This is a genomic window from Streptomyces sp. FIT100, assembly GCF_024584805.1.
Taxonomy (GTDB): Bacteria; Actinomycetota; Actinomycetes; order Streptomycetales; family Streptomycetaceae; genus Streptomyces.
Genome location: NZ_CP075715.1, coordinates 385,382 through 401,059, shown reverse-complemented (window position 1 = coordinate 401,059; position 15,678 = coordinate 385,382). Strand labels below are relative to the sequence as shown.

Genomic DNA, 15,678 nt, shown 5'->3' with positions numbered 1-15,678 from the left:
CCATGAGCTCCCTTGCCGCCTCTCGCGGCGCCGCCTCCCGCCGCGCGGGCGCCCGGCCGCTGCCGGCAGGACGTCCGGCCGCGCGCGGCCTGGTCGCCCTCTGCCTCGGTGCGTTCGCGCTCTTCTTCCTGGGACCGATCATCTGGCTGCTGCTGTCGGCCACGAAGTCGCCGGCCCAACTGAAGGACGCCCACCCGCTCACGTTCGGCTCATGGGGCCAACTGGCCCGGAACTGGCACGCCCTGATGGCCTTCCAGGACGGGGCGGTCACGACCTGGCTGATCAACTCGGTGGTCTACGCCGTGCTCGCCCTCGCGCTCACCCTGGTGGTCAGCGTCCCGGCGGGCTACGCACTGGCGAAGATGCGCTTCAGGGGCCGCCGCGCCCTGCTGATCACGACGCTGGTCGTCATGCTCATGCCGCAGACGGCGCTCGTGCTGCCCACGTTCCTGGAGATCAATGAGGCGCATCTGGTCAACACCCCGCTCTCGGTGGTGCTGCCCTACTCGTTCTTCCCGTTCGGTGTGTACCTCACGTACATCTACTTCTCCACCGCCGTGCCCGCCGATCTGCTCGCCGCCGCACGCATCGACGGCTGCGGGGAGTTCCGTGCGTTCTTCTCGGTGGGGCTCCCGCTCGCCGCACCCGTGGTGGCCCTGGTCGGCTTCTTCAGCTTCGTGCAGAACTGGAACAACTTCTTCCTCCCGTATGTGATGCTGCCGGGCAGCGACCAGTACCCGATGCAGGTCGGGCTGACCCAGATGCTCGCCTCGACCCCGGCGTTCAACCCGGTGGTCGGCGCCGACGCCGCGGTGTCCCCTCCCGAGCTCGTCCTCGCGACACTGCTGGCGGTCGCGCCGGTGCTCGTGGTGTTCCTGGTGGCCCAGCGCTTCCTGGTGGCCGGGCTGACCGCGGGAGGCACGAAGGACTGATCAGACCATCAGCACGACGGCGTACGCCAGGAAGAACGCGGCGATCAGCACGGCGAGCACGATGATGGCGGCCATCGGCGCCTTCGACCAGCCGCGGGTGGGGGCCTGGTACGGGCCGGTCCCCGAGGCGGCGCTCGCCTCGGCGGGCGGGGTCTCGCCCGGCGGCACCAGACTGTCAGGCGGCGGTCCGGGGCTCACACGCGGATCGGGTTCAGAATTGTTCGTGGTCATATGTGGCAGATGCCCGGCTCATCCTGATATGTAACGACACTGAGTGGTACTAGCGCATCGGACGCCCCGCCGGGCGCAGGAGCCCGGGAAAAGGCGGGAAAGACGGGAAAGAACGGGAAAAGGAGCCGGGCGCGGAAGGAGACCGATGCCGGAGGTGCTGGCGCTCAGCGCGGCGGTCCTCTTCGGGCTGGTGCACTTCTTCAGCGGACTGCTCTCCCGGCGGGCCGACAGCCACGGTGTCGCGGTGTCCGGCCAGCTCGGCGGCATGGTCCTGCTGCTGCCCGTGGCACTGGTGGCCTCCGTCCTGCACCTCGACACGCCGATCCTCGCGGCCTCGCACGTCACTGCCGGGGCCATGGCCTGGGGCGCACTGTCGGGCGTGGGGACCGGAATGGGCGTCGCCTACCTCTACCGGGGCTTCGCCGCGGGGCAGATGAGCGTGGTCGCGCCCCTCAGCGACCTCGCCGCGGTCGCCCTCCCGGTGCTGGTGAGCGTGACCGTGTTCGGGGACCGTCCGGCCGCGTCGGCATGGCTGGGCATCGCGCTGGCCCTGCCGGCCCTGTGGATGATCTCGTACGGCGGCCGGCCCACAGTCTCCGGCATGCCCCACGGCGGTGCACGGTTCGGACTGCTCGCCGGGATCGGCTTCGCGGTGCAGTTCCTGGCGATCTCCCGGATCGACCCCGCGGCGGGCCTGTGGCCGATCATCGTCGCCCGCCTCACCGCGACCCTCACGATCGTCCCGATGGCCCGTGCCGCCGGGGCGACGCTGCTGATCCCCCGGAACCCGGCCCTCCCTGCCCTGTGCCTGGGCTCGATCGGCGCCGTGGCGCTCCTCCTGTACCTGGCCGCCACCCTCGGTCAGCTCGTGTCGCTCGCCACCGTCCTCGCCGCGCTGTACCCGGCGATCACCGTCATGCTCGCCGTCGTCCACCTCCACGAACGACCCACACGCGTACAGACGACCGGCCTGGCCTGCGCCGCCGTCGCGGTCGCCCTCATCGCCCTCGGCTGACGGCGTCGGGGCTGCGGTGTGCCTCCGGCGGTGGTGGTGATCGCGGCCAGACGCGTTCGGGTCGACGGATGCACGTCGAACGCACCTGACGGATACAGATCCTTCACCGCCCGGCAGCGTGTGAGGAGCCGGAGAGCGGTCACCCGACCACGACCAGTGCGAGCCAGACCAGTGCGAGCCAGACCAGTGCGAGCCAGACCAGTGCGAGCCACCCGTCATCCGAGGAGCTGTTCTCCATGCCAGGGAAGAGGGAGCACCGTGCTGCTTCCGGAGAGTCCGCGGAAGGGAAGCTGTACTGGGAGACTTCGGCACGTCACCTGAGGAGTTCGGGGGTGAGCACACCGGTCGAAGCGACCTTCTGCTACGACGTGGACGATCCGTTCGTCGTGCGGACCGAGTTCCGGCCGATGCACGACTCGTCGGTCACCTGGGATCTGGGCCGCGATCTCCTCGACTCGGGAACCAAGGACACCGCGGGGTCAGGGGAGGTGCGCGTCTGGCCGCTCCTCGCGAACGACTGCGACGACAGCCTCTTCCTCCGTATCGGACCTCCCGGGGCCACTGCGCTGTTCGAGATCGACCGCACCGGGCTTCGCGCATGGCTGCGCCGGACGTACCTTCGTGTCCCGCGCGGCTCGGAAGCCGACCGCATCGACTGGGGTGCGCTGGCACGCCGCTTGCTGACCGACTCCTGAGTGCCCGGACGGTCGTACGCCTGCCCGGTCTCGGTGCCGCGGATGTGACCGGGCGGCCAGTGCGGGCCGTCGGCAAACAGTGTGATTCCCATTCCCACACTCTGCTGCCTCTCGCGGGCGAGATGTGCTGACTTCGTACTGGCCCGAGTGGCCTGCCGTGCAGCGCGGTGCGCATCGATGGGTCGTTCCCCGGGGCGTTCACCGCAACGGCCCTCACCACCACGCTGGTGGTCGGCCTGCGCATCGCGCTGATCCTCGGTCCAGCCGGCTGACGGATGGGCGTGGCAGCAAGGCGGGCGGCGGCTGCATCCACGCTGTCGCCGCTGTCCGCATGAGTGCCCGGTGGTGGGTGACACTGTCACTGAACAACATGTTCACAACGGTCGGTGTGTGATGGGGGGAAGTTTTGATACCGTGATCACAGCGTTTCGGACGCCGTTCGACACAATCCCCCGTGAAATATGGCGTCCGAAACGCGTTGACGCATGCCCCCGGGGCAGGCCGCGCCTCGCGCATGCATGCGTGTTCGGCGCGGGAGCCTAGGACCGCTTGGCGCGGTAGAGGCCCCGGCCGGTTCGGCGGATACGGGAAGTGCCGACGAGCCGGTCGAGCGTGCTGCGGACCGCGTTGATGCTCCCGCTGTCGGCGTCGCGGCCGAGAGCGGCGGCCACATCGCGGGCACGCACATCCGCAGTGCCGACCGTGGCGAAGTACTCCAGGATGTGCTCGGTGAGTTTGCCGTACGTCCGCTGGCTGTCGGCCTCGGTGGAGTCGGGGGAGGCACTGGAAGCTCCGGAGGAGCTGGGGGTGCTGTGGGCAGCAGGCGCCTTTGCGGCCTGCCGGCCTTTGGGTTGCCGAGCCTTGGGTTCGGTCTTCGGGGCGACGTCCGCCGACGCGGAGGGGGACACGACCGTCTGGTCCGGTGCTGCTGCCGCGGCACGCGCGACGTCCGCCGGGGCCACGGCGGCGGTGCCGGCCATCAGTACCTCGAGGGCACTCAGAGCCCGCTGCACGGAGCCGAGATGCGCCACGACCGCGGCCAGCTCCCTCTCCAGCGCCTGCTTCTGGACCTCCAGGCGGGCCAGGTCCTCCTGGAGACTCTCGGCGGTGATCTCGATGTTATGCGCCGCGCGGCTTGCAGAGACCATGTGTTCCTCTCATCCTCAACCCTTCGTGTTACGCCCCTGCCGAGTCACCTGCGGTGCCGCTCCGCCCGGACGCCGGGATTGGGTACCCCCTGGGACATCTTATGCAGGAGTGCGCTCTGGAACACAGATGAATCGGGCGGACCACACGTGTGCCCGAAGCGGCCGGGTGCAGTGAGGGAACGCGGAACACAGTGCCGTCGCAGGGGAAACGGGACAGGGCCCGACCCTGCTGGACAGCGAAGACTTCTGCTGACATCGGAAGGACGGAACTACCCGTCGACGGTCGAGCGGCGCAGCAGGCGCAGTGCGTCTGAGACCGCCGCGATGCGCGCGTCGACAGTGTCGAGTGCCGCGAGAAGCGTGCGCACACGAGCCTCGAGCCGGGCGGCCTCGGCGACCAGGGACACGCTGGCTGCGGCAGGATCGAAGTGCTTCTCGGCGTCTCGGGTCGTCATGCGCCTTCCTTCGGCTCGGGCCGGGCCTGGACGAACACCACACAAGCCACAACCGCATTGACCGAACACCCACGGGAGCTGTGACAGACGCGTGCGGCCCACCGCGCCCCCCGTCGGGCGCCCCGCGCACTGCCGTCCCGCCTGCCGACGGGTCTGGCCTTGGCCGCCCGGAGGAGGCCCTCAGGCGACGTCACAACATCTGCACCTGTTCGGTCGAGGTGCATGCGGAAGGGCCGTACCCAGTGGAGCGTTGCGACAGATGCCTCCGCGCGGGAATGTGGGCTCGTTGAAGGCTCTTCTCACGCCGGCTGCCGTCAGTCTGTCCGACGGCAACGGCCTGCGAGGCGCCGCGCGCATCCGCGGGACGTGTCGTAGCCGTGGTTGGGGTCATGTCGTCTTTGGCCGTGGTGGGCCGGGGGCGGCGCCGGGTCGGTTCCAGGGGCGGAGTTTGTCCGGGTTGAGAGTGGCCCAGACCTGGACGACATGGTGACCGGCGGTGTCCAGGCTGATGACCGCGGCCACGGTCCGGTCGTAGCGCACGACAAGACCGGTCCGTCCGTTGACGGACCGGGTGTCCAGAAAGGTACGCGGACCGCGGGCCAGCAGGGCCAGCAGGGCGCGAGTGACCTGCTCGTTGCCGTGTACCGGCTCGGCCAGGGCCCGGACCTTGCCACCACCGTCGAAGAACGCCGTCGCGTCCGGCGCCAGCAAAGACGCCAGAAACACGGCATCCTGCGTCACGCACGCCTGACGGACCGCACCGGCCACCACATCATGTTCCCGCGCCGTCGTGACCCGCGAGTGCCCGGCCCGCACACTGCGCCGCGCACCATCAACCGACTCCTCACGCCCCAACCCCAACCCCGGCTGGTCCACGACACCGGCAGTGACCCCACCCCACACCACCCGGAGCACCTCATTGACGGCCAACGCCGCCCGCGCCGCCGGAGTCAACCCCTGGTGTCCCCGCCCCGGCAACGCCAACCGGTCCAGACACATCCCCCCGACAACCCCCGCCAGCCAGGAACGCGGCACTACGATCCGTGCCCGCGCCCGATCCGACAGCCCGTACCACCGCCGATACGCCTCATCAACAACACCCTCCGCCTCACAACAACTCCCCAACATTCCATACGCCACCCCCACCAAATCCCGACGCTCATCCACCAATTCCGCAATCGACACCACATCACCAACCCGACCCATACCGCACCCTCCCTCCGCTACATGGAAGTTTCGGCAGGACTTGGGCAGACGCATGGCCCGCAGGACGTTCCTTCCGCTTCTTCTTCTTCTTCTTCTTCTTCTTCGCGCGTTCTACTAATGAGACCGGGCTGACGAAGGCCCTGTGACATCAGTCCGCCGCCGCCCCGCGTGTCACACGCACGCCGGCTGCTCGGCGCCGGTCACGCGGAGGCCCGAGCCGTAGCTCAGGCAGCACCGGTCCGGGCGCCGTATCGGAGTCCGTCGACGAGCAGGATGATCATGCGCTGCGTATGGCCGTCGTTTTCCTGTGCCGGCAGCGTCAGGTTGGCCACGGCGCGCAGCAGGTCGTCGGGCTGGACGTCGGAGCGGATCTGGCCGGCCTTCGCCGCGGTATCCAGAAGCGTGCCGATGACGGGCACGTAGCGCTGCTGGAAGTAGGCGGGCAGGCTGTCGTAGGCGGGGAAGTGCCGGTAGAGGGTGCCGGCCCCCACGCCCGCCTAGAAGGCTGCTGAAAATCTCGTGTTCTGGCCCCGGCTCGGTGGAGTCGGGGCCAGTCTTGTAGGCATGCAGGGGGAATGGGCCGGGGAGATGGTCGGGCCGGATGTGTGGGAGACCTGCCGGGAGTTGATCCCGGTGGGGACTGTGTTCGCGTTCCTGGCCGAGCATCGTGAGGTGCTGTTCGAGCCAGGGATGTTCGCCGACATGTATCCCTCGCCCAACGGCCGTCCGAGCCTGCCACCGCAGGTGCTGGCCGCGACCGTGGTGCTGCAGAGTCTGTACGGGTTGTCGGACTTCGAGACGGTCCAGGAACTGCGGTGTGACCTGCGATGGAAGGCGGCCTGCGGGCTCGGCCTGTATGACACGGCGTTCGACCCGTCGCTGCTGACGTACTTCCGGCGCCGACTGCGTCACTCGGCCGATCCGACGCGGATCTTCACCAAGGTCAAAGAGGTCGTGGCCGCGACCGGCGTGCTCAAGGGCAAGCAGCGGCGGGCTCTGGACTCCACCGTGCTCGATGACGCGGTGGCCACCCAGGACACCGTTACCCAGATCATCTCCGCGGTCCGCCGGGTAATCCGCGAGGTCCCCGGAGGCGGGGAGACCGTGGAGCAGTGGTGCACGGCGCACGATTACACCGACCCGGGCAAGCCGAGGATCGCCTGGGACGACGAGCAAGCGCGTGCCGCGTTGGTCGACGCGCTGGTCGCCGACGCCCTCAACCTGCTCGGACGCCTGCCTGAACAGGAACTCGGCGAGAGGGCGGCGAACGCGGTCGGTTTGCTGGCCCTGGTCGCGGGCCAGGACGTGGAGCCGGCCGATGACTCCGACGGGCGTGACGGCCGCTGGCGCATCGCGAAGCGCACGGTGGCGGACCGGACGGTGTCCACCGTCGATCCCGACGCACGGCACATCCACAAGAACCGAACCCGCCACCAGGACGGCTTCAAAGGACATGCGTCCGTCGAGCCGGAGACTGGACTGTTCACCGCGGTTGCCCTCACCAGCGGCAACGGCCCCGACAACCACGAGGCCGCTGTCGCCTGCGATCTGCTGGCCGACGAGGACGAGGGCCAGGAGTTAACCGTGCTCGGCGATTCCGCCTACGGCACCGGCCATCTGCGCGCACAGTTGCAGGCCGACGGCCACACCCTGGTGATCAAGCCGCCACCGCTGCGGCAGGCCGTCCCCGGCGGCTTCACCATCGACGACTTCCACATCGACACAGCGGCCGGCACCGCGACCTGCCCGGCCGGCCACACCGCCAACCTCGGACAGGTCAAAGCAGACGGTGCCCGCACCGCCCAATTCAAACGCCTCTGCACCGACTGCCCGCTGCGCGGACGCTGCACCACATCCAAGACCGGACGCACCCTCAACGTCCACCCCAAGCACGAACTGCTGGCCACCGCCCGGACACAGGCTGCCACCGATGTGGCCTGGCAGGACGAATACCGCAGATGGCGGCCACCAGTTGAACGCGCCATCGCCTGGCTGGTCGCCAAAGGCAACCGCCGCGTCCCGCACCGGGGCGTCATCGCCAACAACATCTGGCTCCATCACCGCGCTGCCGCCCTCAACCTCCGCCGACTGATCAACCTCGGACTCACCCGAGCCAACGGCAACTGGCACCTCACCCCGGCCACCGCATAACGAAAGAGCCGCCCGGCCCACAGCCGAGCAGCCCCTCAACCAAGATTTTCAGCAGCCTTCTAGACGGTGATCTCGCGTACGGGCGCGTCCACGCCGGAGGCGGTGAACACTTCCGCGGCGGCGGTGAGCAGGGTGTCGATGCTGCGCTGCGCGTCGGCACGCACGCGCCGGCGTGGGCGACCCGCATCTGTGCACCTCGGCGCCACCCACGCTGCGTCCGGCGGAGCCGGGCGTTCCTCCCGCTCCGGTGTGGAGACTGTAGCGCCCTTCCGGGCGTCCTCCTGGGGCTGGTGGCGCGGCTTCGTCCTGGTGGTGTGGGGTCGCGGTGAGTGCCGCGACCGATCAGGTCGTCCGTATGGTTGTGACTATCCGGCTCGTGTTCAGCAGTCGAAGGGCTCGCGCATGACCGCGCCCCAGACGCGGACCGCGTCAGTTTGTTCCACCTATGCCTCTGCCTGCGTCTGCGTGTTCCTCGTCGAGGGGGACACCGGACGGGCCTGCTGAACGGGCCGCCTGGCGCAGCGCGTTGGACACCGCGCGTATCCGCTCGTCGAGCTCTGCGAGCGCTTGGCGCAGCTCGATGACACGGGTCTCGAGCTCGGTGGCCTCGGCGGTCAGCGCCACTACGGTGGCCGTGAAAGCGAGTCGGTTCTCGGATGCTGCGGTCATCACGCGTCCTACTCCGGCAGAGACCGGAAGAGTTCCGGGTCGGCGCCGCCCCAGCCCCCTTACGGGAGGTCTGACGTGCCGACGGGCGTCCCGTCGTCAGGCGGCGGCGGGCTGGGTCAGCTGCACTGCCGAGATGTCGAGGATCAGCTGCACCTTGTCGCTGACGAGAACGCCCCCTGCTTCCAGGCCCGCGTTCCGGTTGAGCCCCCAGTCGGAGCGCCGCAGGGCGGCTGTGCCCTCGAAACCGACCCGGTTCTTCCCCAGGGAGTCCCGGCCGGCCCCGCCGAACGCGAGGTCGATGCTGATGGGCAGTTCGACATCCTTGATCCTGAGATTCCCGGACAGTCGGAATTCCTCGTCACCGACAAAGGTCGACTCGATGGAGCGGAAGGTCATCAGGGGATACGTCGAGGAATCGAAGAAGTCGGGTCCCGTGAGGTGTGCGTCCCGATCCTGGATGCCCGTGACCAGACTGCCGGTCTGGACACTCACATAGGCCTCGGACAGGTTGGTCCGGGCCCCGTCCAGTTTCAGCAGCCCTTCGAAAGCGTCGAACTTCCCCCGCACGTTGGAGATCATGGCGTGCCGGACGGAGAATCCGATCTTGCTGTGGACCGGGTCGATGGTGTAAAGACCCGACAGCGCTTTGTGTGGGCGGGTACCGGCAACAGTGTGGTGCCGGCGGTTCCTGAACATCGTGAGCCGCCTCCTTCGTGCAATGGACATCGGGATCGGGATCGGGGTCGGGACCCGGATCGGGTCGCGGGCCGGCTTGCGGGCCGGAATTGTGGGCCGGAGCGCGGGGGTGGCTGTCGCTCACGGCACGGGGCCACCCCCGCAAGGACTCACCGCTGCCGTGCGAGCCAGTCGGTGAAGCGGGTCTCGGCGAGGTGCGCGTCGGGGCCGGGAAGGAGGCTGGTCTCCTCGAGCTCGGAGCCGAAGTACCGGGCGCGGGGGTCCGCAACGACGGTACGAGGGTCGTCCTCGGCGGCGAGGCCCGTACGTACGAAGTCGTCGAACCGGAACGTGTCGGGACCGGCAACCTCCGCCATCCCGTTGAGAGGCATGCCGACGGCCGCACGGCACACGGCAGCGGCCACGTCGTCGGAGTGGATGGGCTGGATCCCCGCGACGGGGACGCGCACCGTGTCGCCCTCGGTCGCCGAGTCCGCGATGCCCTTCACGAACTCGAAGAACTGCGTGGCGTGGACGATGGAGTACGGAATCCCGGACGCCTTGATGAGCTCCTCCTGCGCCAGCTTGGCACGGAAGTAGGCGTTCTCCGGAAGCCGTTCGGTGCCCACGATGGAGAGCGCGACATGGTGGGCCACACCGGCCTCCGCCTCCGCCTTGAGGAGGTTGGTGGTCGAGGTGCGGAAGAACTCCATGACGGCTTCGGCCTCGAACGAGGGGGAGTTCGACACATCGACCACGACCGAAGCGTCCGTCAGGACCTCCGCCAGTCCCTCACCCGTCAGTGTGTCGACGCCGTTGCTGGGTGCGGCCGGCACCGCCTCGTGGCCGTGCTCCTTGAGCTTGCCGACCAGCTTCGAGCCGATGAGGCCGGTTCCGCCGATCACTACAACCTTCATGATCAGGATCCTTTCGGAGGTTCTTCCTTGAGTTGTCTTCCTCTTACGAAAGACCGGGCCGTGACCGTGTTTGTGACAGGGCGCCCGGGCGGGGTGGATGCGAGATCCTCCTCGGCAGGCCAGGCCGGCTGTGCCGGAAGGCGAAGCCGGCCGACTACTCGGCGAGCTTTCCTTCGGTCGAGACCTCTTCCATCAGCGACGAGATCTCGTCCGGGACGGGAGGAATGCTCTCTCGGCTGACTCCCGTGCCGGGGGACCACACGAGGTTGACCTGCAGTGCGGGGTCCATGTCCGGGTAGTCGCTGCGGTTGTGGCAGCCGCGGCTCTCACGGCGCTCGAGTGCCGCTTCGAGCGTCGCCCGGGCGGCCAGAGCCGCGGACTTGAGGTCGAAGGCATGGGCGAGGTCCTGGTAGCCGGCGATGTCGGGATGGACGCCGACGTCGTCCATCCGCTTCTCGATCGCGTCGAGTTCGGCCAGCCCGGCGCGCAGCCCTTCCTCGTCGCGCACCACGCCCGCGTGCTCGGTCATCGTGTTGCGAATGGCTCGCTGCAGTGCGCGTACGTTCTCCGGCCCGTCCGCGGCGAGCAGACCGTCGACCTCCGCACGGGCCTCGGCCACCGCCGATGCCGACCGCGGCTGTGCGGTCAGCGACTCCGAGTAGGCGGCCGCCGCCTGTCCCGTGACACGGCCGTAGACCAGCAGCTCGATGAGGCTGTTGCCGCCGAGGCGGTTGGCCCCGTGCAGCCCGCTCGACGCCTCCCCGATGGCGTAGAGGCCGCGGACGTCGGTGCTGTGGTCCTCGGGCCGGACCCAGACCCCGCCCATCGAGTAGTGCGCAGTGGGGGCGACCTCGATCGGCTCGCGGGTGATGTCCAGCATCTGCAGGTCCAGGAGCGTCTGGTAGACCCGGGGGAGCCGGGACATGATCGTCTGCCGGGGGAGGTGCGAGACATCGAGCCACACGGCGCCGTTGGGCGTGCCTCGCCCCTCCTTGATCTCCGTGTAGGAGGCCAGGGCCACACGGTCGCGGGTGGAGAGTTCCATGCGCTCGGGGTCGTAGCGGTCCATGAAACGTTCACCGAGCCCGTTGCGCAGGATGCCGCCCTCCCCACGTGCGGCTTCGCTGACGAGGGTGCCGGCCGCGTTCTCCGGCTCGATGATTCCGGAGGGGTGGAACTGGACCAGCTCCGGGTCGCGCAGACGGGCCCCCGCCTCGACGGCCAGCCGGAACGAGTCACCGGTGTTCTCGTCGCGTCGTGACGAGGTACGCCGCCAGATGCGGGTGTGGCCGCCGGCCGCCAGGATGACGGCGTCGGCGTGGATGAGGTAGCGCTTCCCGTTCGTGACGTCGAAGCCGTACGCCCCGAACACGGCACCGTCGTGGACCAGAAGCCGGGTGATGTAGATGCCGTCGAGCACGGGAATGCCGAGCTGGTCCGCGCGCCCTATGAGCGCGCGCTGGATCTCCAGTCCGGTGTAGTCGCCGGCGAAGGCGGTGCGCCGGAACTTGTGCGCGCCGAAGAACCGCTGGGAGATACGGCCGTCCTCCTCCCTGGCGAAGGCCATGCCGTAGCGCTCCAGATCGTCGATGCCCAGAGCAGCGCCCCGCGTGACGATCTCGGCGGTGCGGGGGTCGGCGAGCAGGTAGCTCTCCTTGAGCGTGTCGGCGGCGTGCTGCTGCCAGCTGTCCTCGGGATCCATCGTGGCCAGGGCCGCATTGATTCCCCCGGCGGCGAGTGCCGTGTGGGCGTCCTCCCTGGGGCGCTTGCCGACGGCGAGGACATCGACGCCGGCCTCGGCCAGCTCGATCGCCGCCCGCAGGCCGGCGCCGCCGGTGCCGATCACCAGCACCATGGTGGAAAGACGTTGTTCGGTGATTGCCACGATTACTCCGATCGACGTGGTCGTCATGGAGTACGACCAGGCGCTCGGGGTGTTTGTGACACCACGACACTGTGACATCGGCGTCCTGGGCCACTGCGACGGTGTGACACTGATACCGCAGGCCTCCCGTCTCAGGGGAGGAGTCCGTCCAGGGGGACACCGGGATCGGAGAGGCGGGCGTCGTCGATGTCCGAACCGGAAAGGATCAAGGATCGGATCGAGTCGACGACGTCCCAGACATTGACGTTCATCCCCGCGACCACGCGGTTTCCCGACATCCAGAAGGCGATGAACTCCCGTCCGGCGACATCCCCGCGGAAGACGACACGGTCGTAGCCGCCCGGCTGTGCGTAACCCGTGTACTCCATGCCGAGGTCGTACTGATCCGTGTAGAAGTACGGCAGCCTGTCGTAGACGGCGTCCTCGCCGAGCATGCTCAGCGCGGCGGTCCGTGGCTGGTGCAGCGCGTTGGCCCAGTGCTCCACACGGATGTGTTCGCCGAGCAGCGGATGGTAGGCGTTGGCGACGTCGCCGGCGGCGTACACGTCGGCCGCTGACGCCCGCAGGTGCTCGTCGGTGACGATGCCGTTCCGCACGTCCAGGCCCGCTTCCTGCGCGAGCTGGTCATTGGGCGTGATGCCGACGCCCACGACCACGGCGTCCGCGTCCAGGCGGCTGCCGTCGGCGAGCTGCACCCCGTCCACGCGGCCGCCGGTTCCGGTGATGCGTGCGACCTGCACCCGAGGACGCAGGTCCACGCCATGGTCCTTGTGGAGGCCGGCGAACACCTCGGCCGCTTCCCGCCCGAGCACCTTCAGCAGCGGCAACTCACCGTGCTCGAGCACGGTCACTTCCGCCCCGGCGATCCGGGCGGCCGCGGCGGTCTCGAGCCCGATCCAGCCGCCGCCGATCACGACGATCCTGGCCCCCTTGGTGAACGCGCCCTTGAGCCGTTCACTGTCCCCCACGCGCCGCAGGTACAGAACATTCTCGAGCTCGGCCCCGGGGACCGACAGACGGCGCGGGGACGAACCGGTCGCGAGGAGGAGCCTGGCGTAGGGGACACGACGCCCGTCGTCCAGCTCCACCTCCTTGGCCCGTGCGTCGAGGGCCTTCACGCTCGTGCCCAGGAGAAGTTCGACTCCGTTCTCCGTGTACCAGTCCTCGGGGTGCACGTAGATCGAGTCGCGCTCCTCCTTGCCCAGCAGGTAGCCCTTGGACAGCGGCGGCCGGACGTAGGGCCGCTCCCGCTCGTCGGCGATGATCAGGACCGGCCCGCTGTGGCCGTGCTCCCTCAGCGCCTCCGCCGCCTTGCCCGCGGCCAGTCCGCCTCCGACGATCACGAACGTATTCACAGGGGACACGATGTTCCTCATCTCGGATGTCGCATGCTGTGGGTCAGGTTATGAGAGTCACCGGCCAGTGCGCGTGAATGCGCAGCCTGCGACGACCCGCCGTTCAGCCGTTGGGGTGCTTGCCGCAGCGCGGGGTGCCGCGCTCGGACTGCGGCGTACCACCCGGCGGTCGGCGGTACGGTGTCACAACCGTGGGTACGGTCACCACCGAAACGTCTCCCGTGAGAAGACGCTGCACCGGACAGCGCCCGGCCACCGTCAGCAGCCTCTCTATGTGGGCGGGCTCCAGGTCGCCGACGAGCCTGACGTTCTTGACGATCTGCCCCCGCGGATCGAAGTCCAGGTCCACGTCGACCTGGTGGAGCTGCCACCCGTGCCGACCCGCGTAGGCGCGGACCGCCATGGAGGTGCACGACCCGAGCGCGGCCAGGAGCAGTTCCCCAGGTGTGGGTCCCGTATCCGCGCTGATGGGCTCGGGCTCGTCCGCCAACAGGACGTGCGGCCCGACCGCGACGGAGCGGGCGAGACGCCGGCCCTCACGAACTGACACGGTGCGAACGGACATCGGTCTGCCTCTCTCTGGGAGGCGATGCACCGCTCCTGGCCGGTGATCACCTGACGGGACGGCGGGGCCCCGCCCGGATGCAGCGCCTCCTTGCTCGTCACCATGAAGACCGAGGCGGACGTGCCCGTGTGACAGCCCTTCCCTTGATGCGAATGACGGACCTGGGCTTGGTCTCCGGACCGTCCCACCCGCATGGGCCCTCGGTTGACCACCGTCTCGGGGCCTCCGGGCCGGCAGGGCCGTTGCGCCACTCACGGCGGAATGCGTGGCCCATCCGCCACGTCCGATGTGCGCCACGTCTCATCGGCGGGCTGTCACACCGGATGCCCGGCTGGTGTCTCCATGCCGAGTCCACAACACGAGGAGACATGATGAACGGGAACGTCGAGGTGGTCGTCGTCGGCGGCGGGTACGGGGGCGTGACAGCGGCCAACAGCCTGGCGCGCCGCGACGGTGTGTCGGTGACTCTGGTCAATCCGCGTCCCGACTTCGTCGAGCGGATCCGCCTGCACCAGCTCGTGACCGGCTCCGATGACGCGGTCGAGGACTTCGGGAAGGTCATGGGCGGGAACGTCCGGCTGGTGGTCGACACCGCGACCCGGATCGACGCTGCCGAGCGGCGGGTGTCGCTGGCCCGCGGTGGCGAGGTCTCTTACGACTACCTCGTCTACGCGGTCGGCAGCGGCGCCTCCGGTCCCGGCGTGCCCGGAGCGGCGGAGTTCGCTCACTCGGTGTCGGACCTCGAAGGGGCGCAGCGACTGCGGTCGACGCTGGCCGCGACGCCCGCCTCGGCTCCGGTCACCGTGGTCGGGGCCGGCCCGACCGGCCTGGAGACCGCCGCCGAGCTGGCCGAAGCGGGCCGCAGGGTCACTCTGGTCTGCGGCAGCGTGCTCGGCCCCTCCCTGCACGCCCGGGTCCGCCGGCCGGTCGCCCGCCGACTCGCGAAGGTGGGTGTGACCGTCCTCGAAGGTCCCCGTGCGCGGGTGACCGAGGTGACACGCGACGGCGTACGGCTCGACGACGGCCGCGAGCTGTCCAGCGCGGTGACGATCTGGACCGCGGGATTCCGTGTCCCGGACCTGGCCGCCCGCAGCGGGCTGCGTACCGACACCGAAGGTCGTCTGCTCACCGACACGACGCTGACCAGTGTGGATGACGAGCGCATCGTCGCCGCTGGGGACGCGGGGGTGATGCCGGACCATCCGTTCCGGATGAGCTGTCAGGCCGCCGTGCAACTGGGCCCGGCGGCGGCCGACACGATCCTGCGCCGGATCGCGGGGAAGAAGGCCGCTCCCGTCCGGATGTACTTCGCCGGGCAGTGCCTCAGCCTCGGCCGGGACGAGGGCGTCACCCAGTTCTCCTACCCGAACGACAAGGTGAACGCGCTCAGCATCAGCGGAGGGCTCGGTGCCGGCATCAAGGAGATCGCCTGCCGGTTCACCCTCGGCAAGTTGGTGTCCGGGGCACGCAAGGCCCGTTCCCGTGGGTCCCGTGGGTCCCGTGGGTCCCGTGGGTCCCACGGCGACCGCACGGAACGGCCGCGATCGGAGAACCGCACGGCGCCGTCCGGCACGCGACACTCGGCCTAGCCGCCGAGACCCTCCGTGGGCCCGGCCCGGCCCGGTGCGGTCCGGTCCGGGGCCGGTTCCGCCCACGGAGGACCGAGCCGGAGTCACCACCACACAACGCGATCCGTGACGGAGGCTGCCGACGACAACCCAGTCTTCGGACCGGGTACATTCCACGGCCTGCTTCCCTGTGCCGGGCCGACCGCGAGAG

16 protein-coding genes and 1 pseudogene are annotated in these 15,678 nt (G+C 69.3%); 5 read left to right on the top strand and 12 right to left on the bottom strand.

The window, feature by feature from the left end:
• Positions 1 to 2: 2 nt before the first annotated feature.
• Entirely contained in the window at positions 3 to 932 is a 930-nt protein-coding gene (locus KK483_RS01590) for a carbohydrate ABC transporter permease (protein WP_262003058.1), read from the top strand.
• Here KK483_RS01590 and KK483_RS01585 read toward each other — a convergent pair whose 3' ends face one another.
• Positions 933 to 1,163, bottom strand: a complete 231-nt coding sequence (locus KK483_RS01585; RefSeq protein ID WP_262003056.1) for a DUF6480 family protein — start codon at positions 1,161 to 1,163, stop codon at positions 933 to 935.
• 145 nt (positions 1,164 to 1,308) lie between these two features.
• Here KK483_RS01585 and KK483_RS01580 point away from each other — a divergent pair, with 145 nt between their 5' ends.
• Together KK483_RS01580 and KK483_RS01575 are read left to right on the top strand one after the other, a co-directional pair.
• Positions 1,309 to 2,178: an EamA family transporter gene (locus tag KK483_RS01580; RefSeq protein ID WP_262003054.1), complete on the top strand. Its 870-nt coding sequence runs from the start codon at positions 1,309 to 1,311 to the stop codon at positions 2,176 to 2,178.
• Between the two features lie 332 nt (positions 2,179 to 2,510).
• Positions 2,511 to 2,873 (top strand): SsgA family sporulation/cell division regulator, encoded by a 363-nt coding sequence (locus KK483_RS01575; RefSeq protein ID WP_262003052.1) that lies wholly within the window; start codon positions 2,511 to 2,513, stop codon positions 2,871 to 2,873.
• A 539-nt stretch (positions 2,874 to 3,412) separates the two neighbouring features.
• On the opposite strand, the gene KK483_RS01570 is transcribed toward KK483_RS01575, so the two are convergent.
• The 4 genes from KK483_RS01570 to KK483_RS01555 form a co-directional block, all read right to left on the bottom strand.
• On the bottom strand, positions 3,413 to 4,021 hold the full coding sequence (locus tag KK483_RS01570) for a hypothetical protein (RefSeq protein WP_262003051.1): 609 nt from the start codon (positions 4,019 to 4,021) through the stop codon (positions 3,413 to 3,415).
• A gap of 269 nt (positions 4,022 to 4,290) precedes the next feature.
• The gene (locus KK483_RS01565; RefSeq protein ID WP_262003049.1) at positions 4,291 to 4,476 is read right to left on the bottom strand and encodes a hypothetical protein; all 186 of its coding nucleotides are present in this window, start codon (positions 4,474 to 4,476) and stop codon (positions 4,291 to 4,293) included.
• A 387-nt stretch (positions 4,477 to 4,863) separates the two neighbouring features.
• Positions 4,864 to 5,682, bottom strand: a complete 819-nt coding sequence (locus KK483_RS01560) for a sigma factor (protein ID WP_262003048.1) — start codon at positions 5,680 to 5,682, stop codon at positions 4,864 to 4,866.
• Positions 5,683 to 5,906: 224 nt separating this feature from the next.
• A complete protein-coding gene (locus KK483_RS01555) occupies positions 5,907 to 6,173 on the bottom strand; it encodes a hypothetical protein (protein WP_262003046.1) in 267 nt (88 codons plus the stop codon).
• Between the two features lie 73 nt (positions 6,174 to 6,246).
• Between KK483_RS01555 and KK483_RS01550 the strand changes: the two genes are divergently transcribed.
• The gene (locus KK483_RS01550) at positions 6,247 to 7,833 is read left to right on the top strand and encodes an IS1182 family transposase (RefSeq protein ID WP_399013025.1); all 1,587 of its coding nucleotides are present in this window, start codon (positions 6,247 to 6,249) and stop codon (positions 7,831 to 7,833) included.
• 65 nt (positions 7,834 to 7,898) lie between these two features.
• On the opposite strand, the pseudogene KK483_RS01545 reads toward KK483_RS01550, so the two are convergent.
• From KK483_RS01545 to KK483_RS01515, 7 genes and pseudogenes are all read right to left on the bottom strand, one after another.
• Positions 7,899 to 8,039 (bottom strand): annotated as a pseudogene (locus tag KK483_RS01545) (TetR family transcriptional regulator); the annotation flags it as partial.
• Positions 8,040 to 8,262: 223 nt separating this feature from the next.
• Positions 8,263 to 8,502 (bottom strand): hypothetical protein, encoded by a 240-nt coding sequence (locus tag KK483_RS01540; RefSeq protein WP_262003045.1) that lies wholly within the window; start codon positions 8,500 to 8,502, stop codon positions 8,263 to 8,265.
• A 96-nt stretch (positions 8,503 to 8,598) separates the two neighbouring features.
• On the bottom strand, positions 8,599 to 9,198 hold the full coding sequence (locus tag KK483_RS01535) for a YceI family protein (protein ID WP_262003044.1): 600 nt from the start codon (positions 9,196 to 9,198) through the stop codon (positions 8,599 to 8,601).
• Positions 9,199 to 9,347: 149 nt separating this feature from the next.
• Positions 9,348 to 10,094: an SDR family oxidoreductase gene (locus tag KK483_RS01530; protein ID WP_262003042.1), complete on the bottom strand. Its 747-nt coding sequence runs from the start codon at positions 10,092 to 10,094 to the stop codon at positions 9,348 to 9,350.
• Between the two features lie 154 nt (positions 10,095 to 10,248).
• A complete protein-coding gene (locus KK483_RS01525; RefSeq protein ID WP_262009302.1) occupies positions 10,249 to 11,949 on the bottom strand; it encodes an L-aspartate oxidase in 1,701 nt (566 codons plus the stop codon).
• A 161-nt stretch (positions 11,950 to 12,110) separates the two neighbouring features.
• Entirely contained in the window at positions 12,111 to 13,355 is a 1,245-nt protein-coding gene (locus KK483_RS01520; RefSeq protein ID WP_262003041.1) for an NAD(P)/FAD-dependent oxidoreductase, read from the bottom strand.
• A gap of 82 nt (positions 13,356 to 13,437) precedes the next feature.
• Complete coding sequence (locus tag KK483_RS01515; RefSeq protein ID WP_262003039.1) at positions 13,438 to 13,884, bottom strand: OsmC family protein; 447 nt, start codon at positions 13,882 to 13,884, stop codon at positions 13,438 to 13,440.
• Positions 13,885 to 14,270: 386 nt separating this feature from the next.
• On the opposite strand from KK483_RS01515, the gene KK483_RS01510 reads away from it, so the two are divergent.
• Positions 14,271 to 15,488, top strand: coding sequence for an NAD(P)/FAD-dependent oxidoreductase (locus KK483_RS01510; RefSeq protein ID WP_262009301.1), 1,218 nt, complete (start codon positions 14,271 to 14,273; stop codon positions 15,486 to 15,488).
• Positions 15,489 to 15,678: the final 190 nt, after the last annotated feature.

Excerpts from the sequence above, each read along its gene's own strand:
- KK483_RS01590 (WP_262003058.1), top strand. The coding sequence starts at position 3 with ATGAGCTCCCTTGCCGCCTCTCGCGGCGCCGCCTCCCGCCGCGCGGGC.
- KK483_RS01585 (WP_262003056.1), bottom strand. The coding sequence starts at position 1,163 with ATGACCACGAACAATTCTGAACCCGATCCGCGTGTGAGCCCCGGACCG.
- KK483_RS01580 (WP_262003054.1), top strand. The coding sequence starts at position 1,309 with ATGCCGGAGGTGCTGGCGCTCAGCGCGGCGGTCCTCTTCGGGCTGGTG.
- KK483_RS01570 (WP_262003051.1), bottom strand. The coding sequence starts at position 4,021 with ATGGTCTCTGCAAGCCGCGCGGCGCATAACATCGAGATCACCGCCGAG.
- KK483_RS01565 (WP_262003049.1), bottom strand. The coding sequence starts at position 4,476 with ATGACGACCCGAGACGCCGAGAAGCACTTCGATCCTGCCGCAGCCAGC.
- KK483_RS01560 (WP_262003048.1), bottom strand. The coding sequence starts at position 5,682 with ATGGGTCGGGTTGGTGATGTGGTGTCGATTGCGGAATTGGTGGATGAG.
- KK483_RS01550 (WP_399013025.1), top strand. The coding sequence starts at position 6,247 with ATGCAGGGGGAATGGGCCGGGGAGATGGTCGGGCCGGATGTGTGGGAG.
- KK483_RS01540 (WP_262003045.1), bottom strand. The coding sequence starts at position 8,502 with ATGACCGCAGCATCCGAGAACCGACTCGCTTTCACGGCCACCGTAGTG.
- KK483_RS01535 (WP_262003044.1), bottom strand. The coding sequence starts at position 9,198 with ATGTTCAGGAACCGCCGGCACCACACTGTTGCCGGTACCCGCCCACAC.
- KK483_RS01530 (WP_262003042.1), bottom strand. The coding sequence starts at position 10,094 with ATGAAGGTTGTAGTGATCGGCGGAACCGGCCTCATCGGCTCGAAGCTG.
- KK483_RS01525 (WP_262009302.1), bottom strand. The coding sequence starts at position 11,949 with ATGGTGCTGGTGATCGGCACCGGCGGCGCCGGCCTGCGGGCGGCGATC.
- KK483_RS01520 (WP_262003041.1), bottom strand. The coding sequence starts at position 13,355 with ATGAGGAACATCGTGTCCCCTGTGAATACGTTCGTGATCGTCGGAGGC.
- KK483_RS01510 (WP_262009301.1), top strand. The coding sequence starts at position 14,271 with ATGAACGGGAACGTCGAGGTGGTCGTCGTCGGCGGCGGGTACGGGGGC.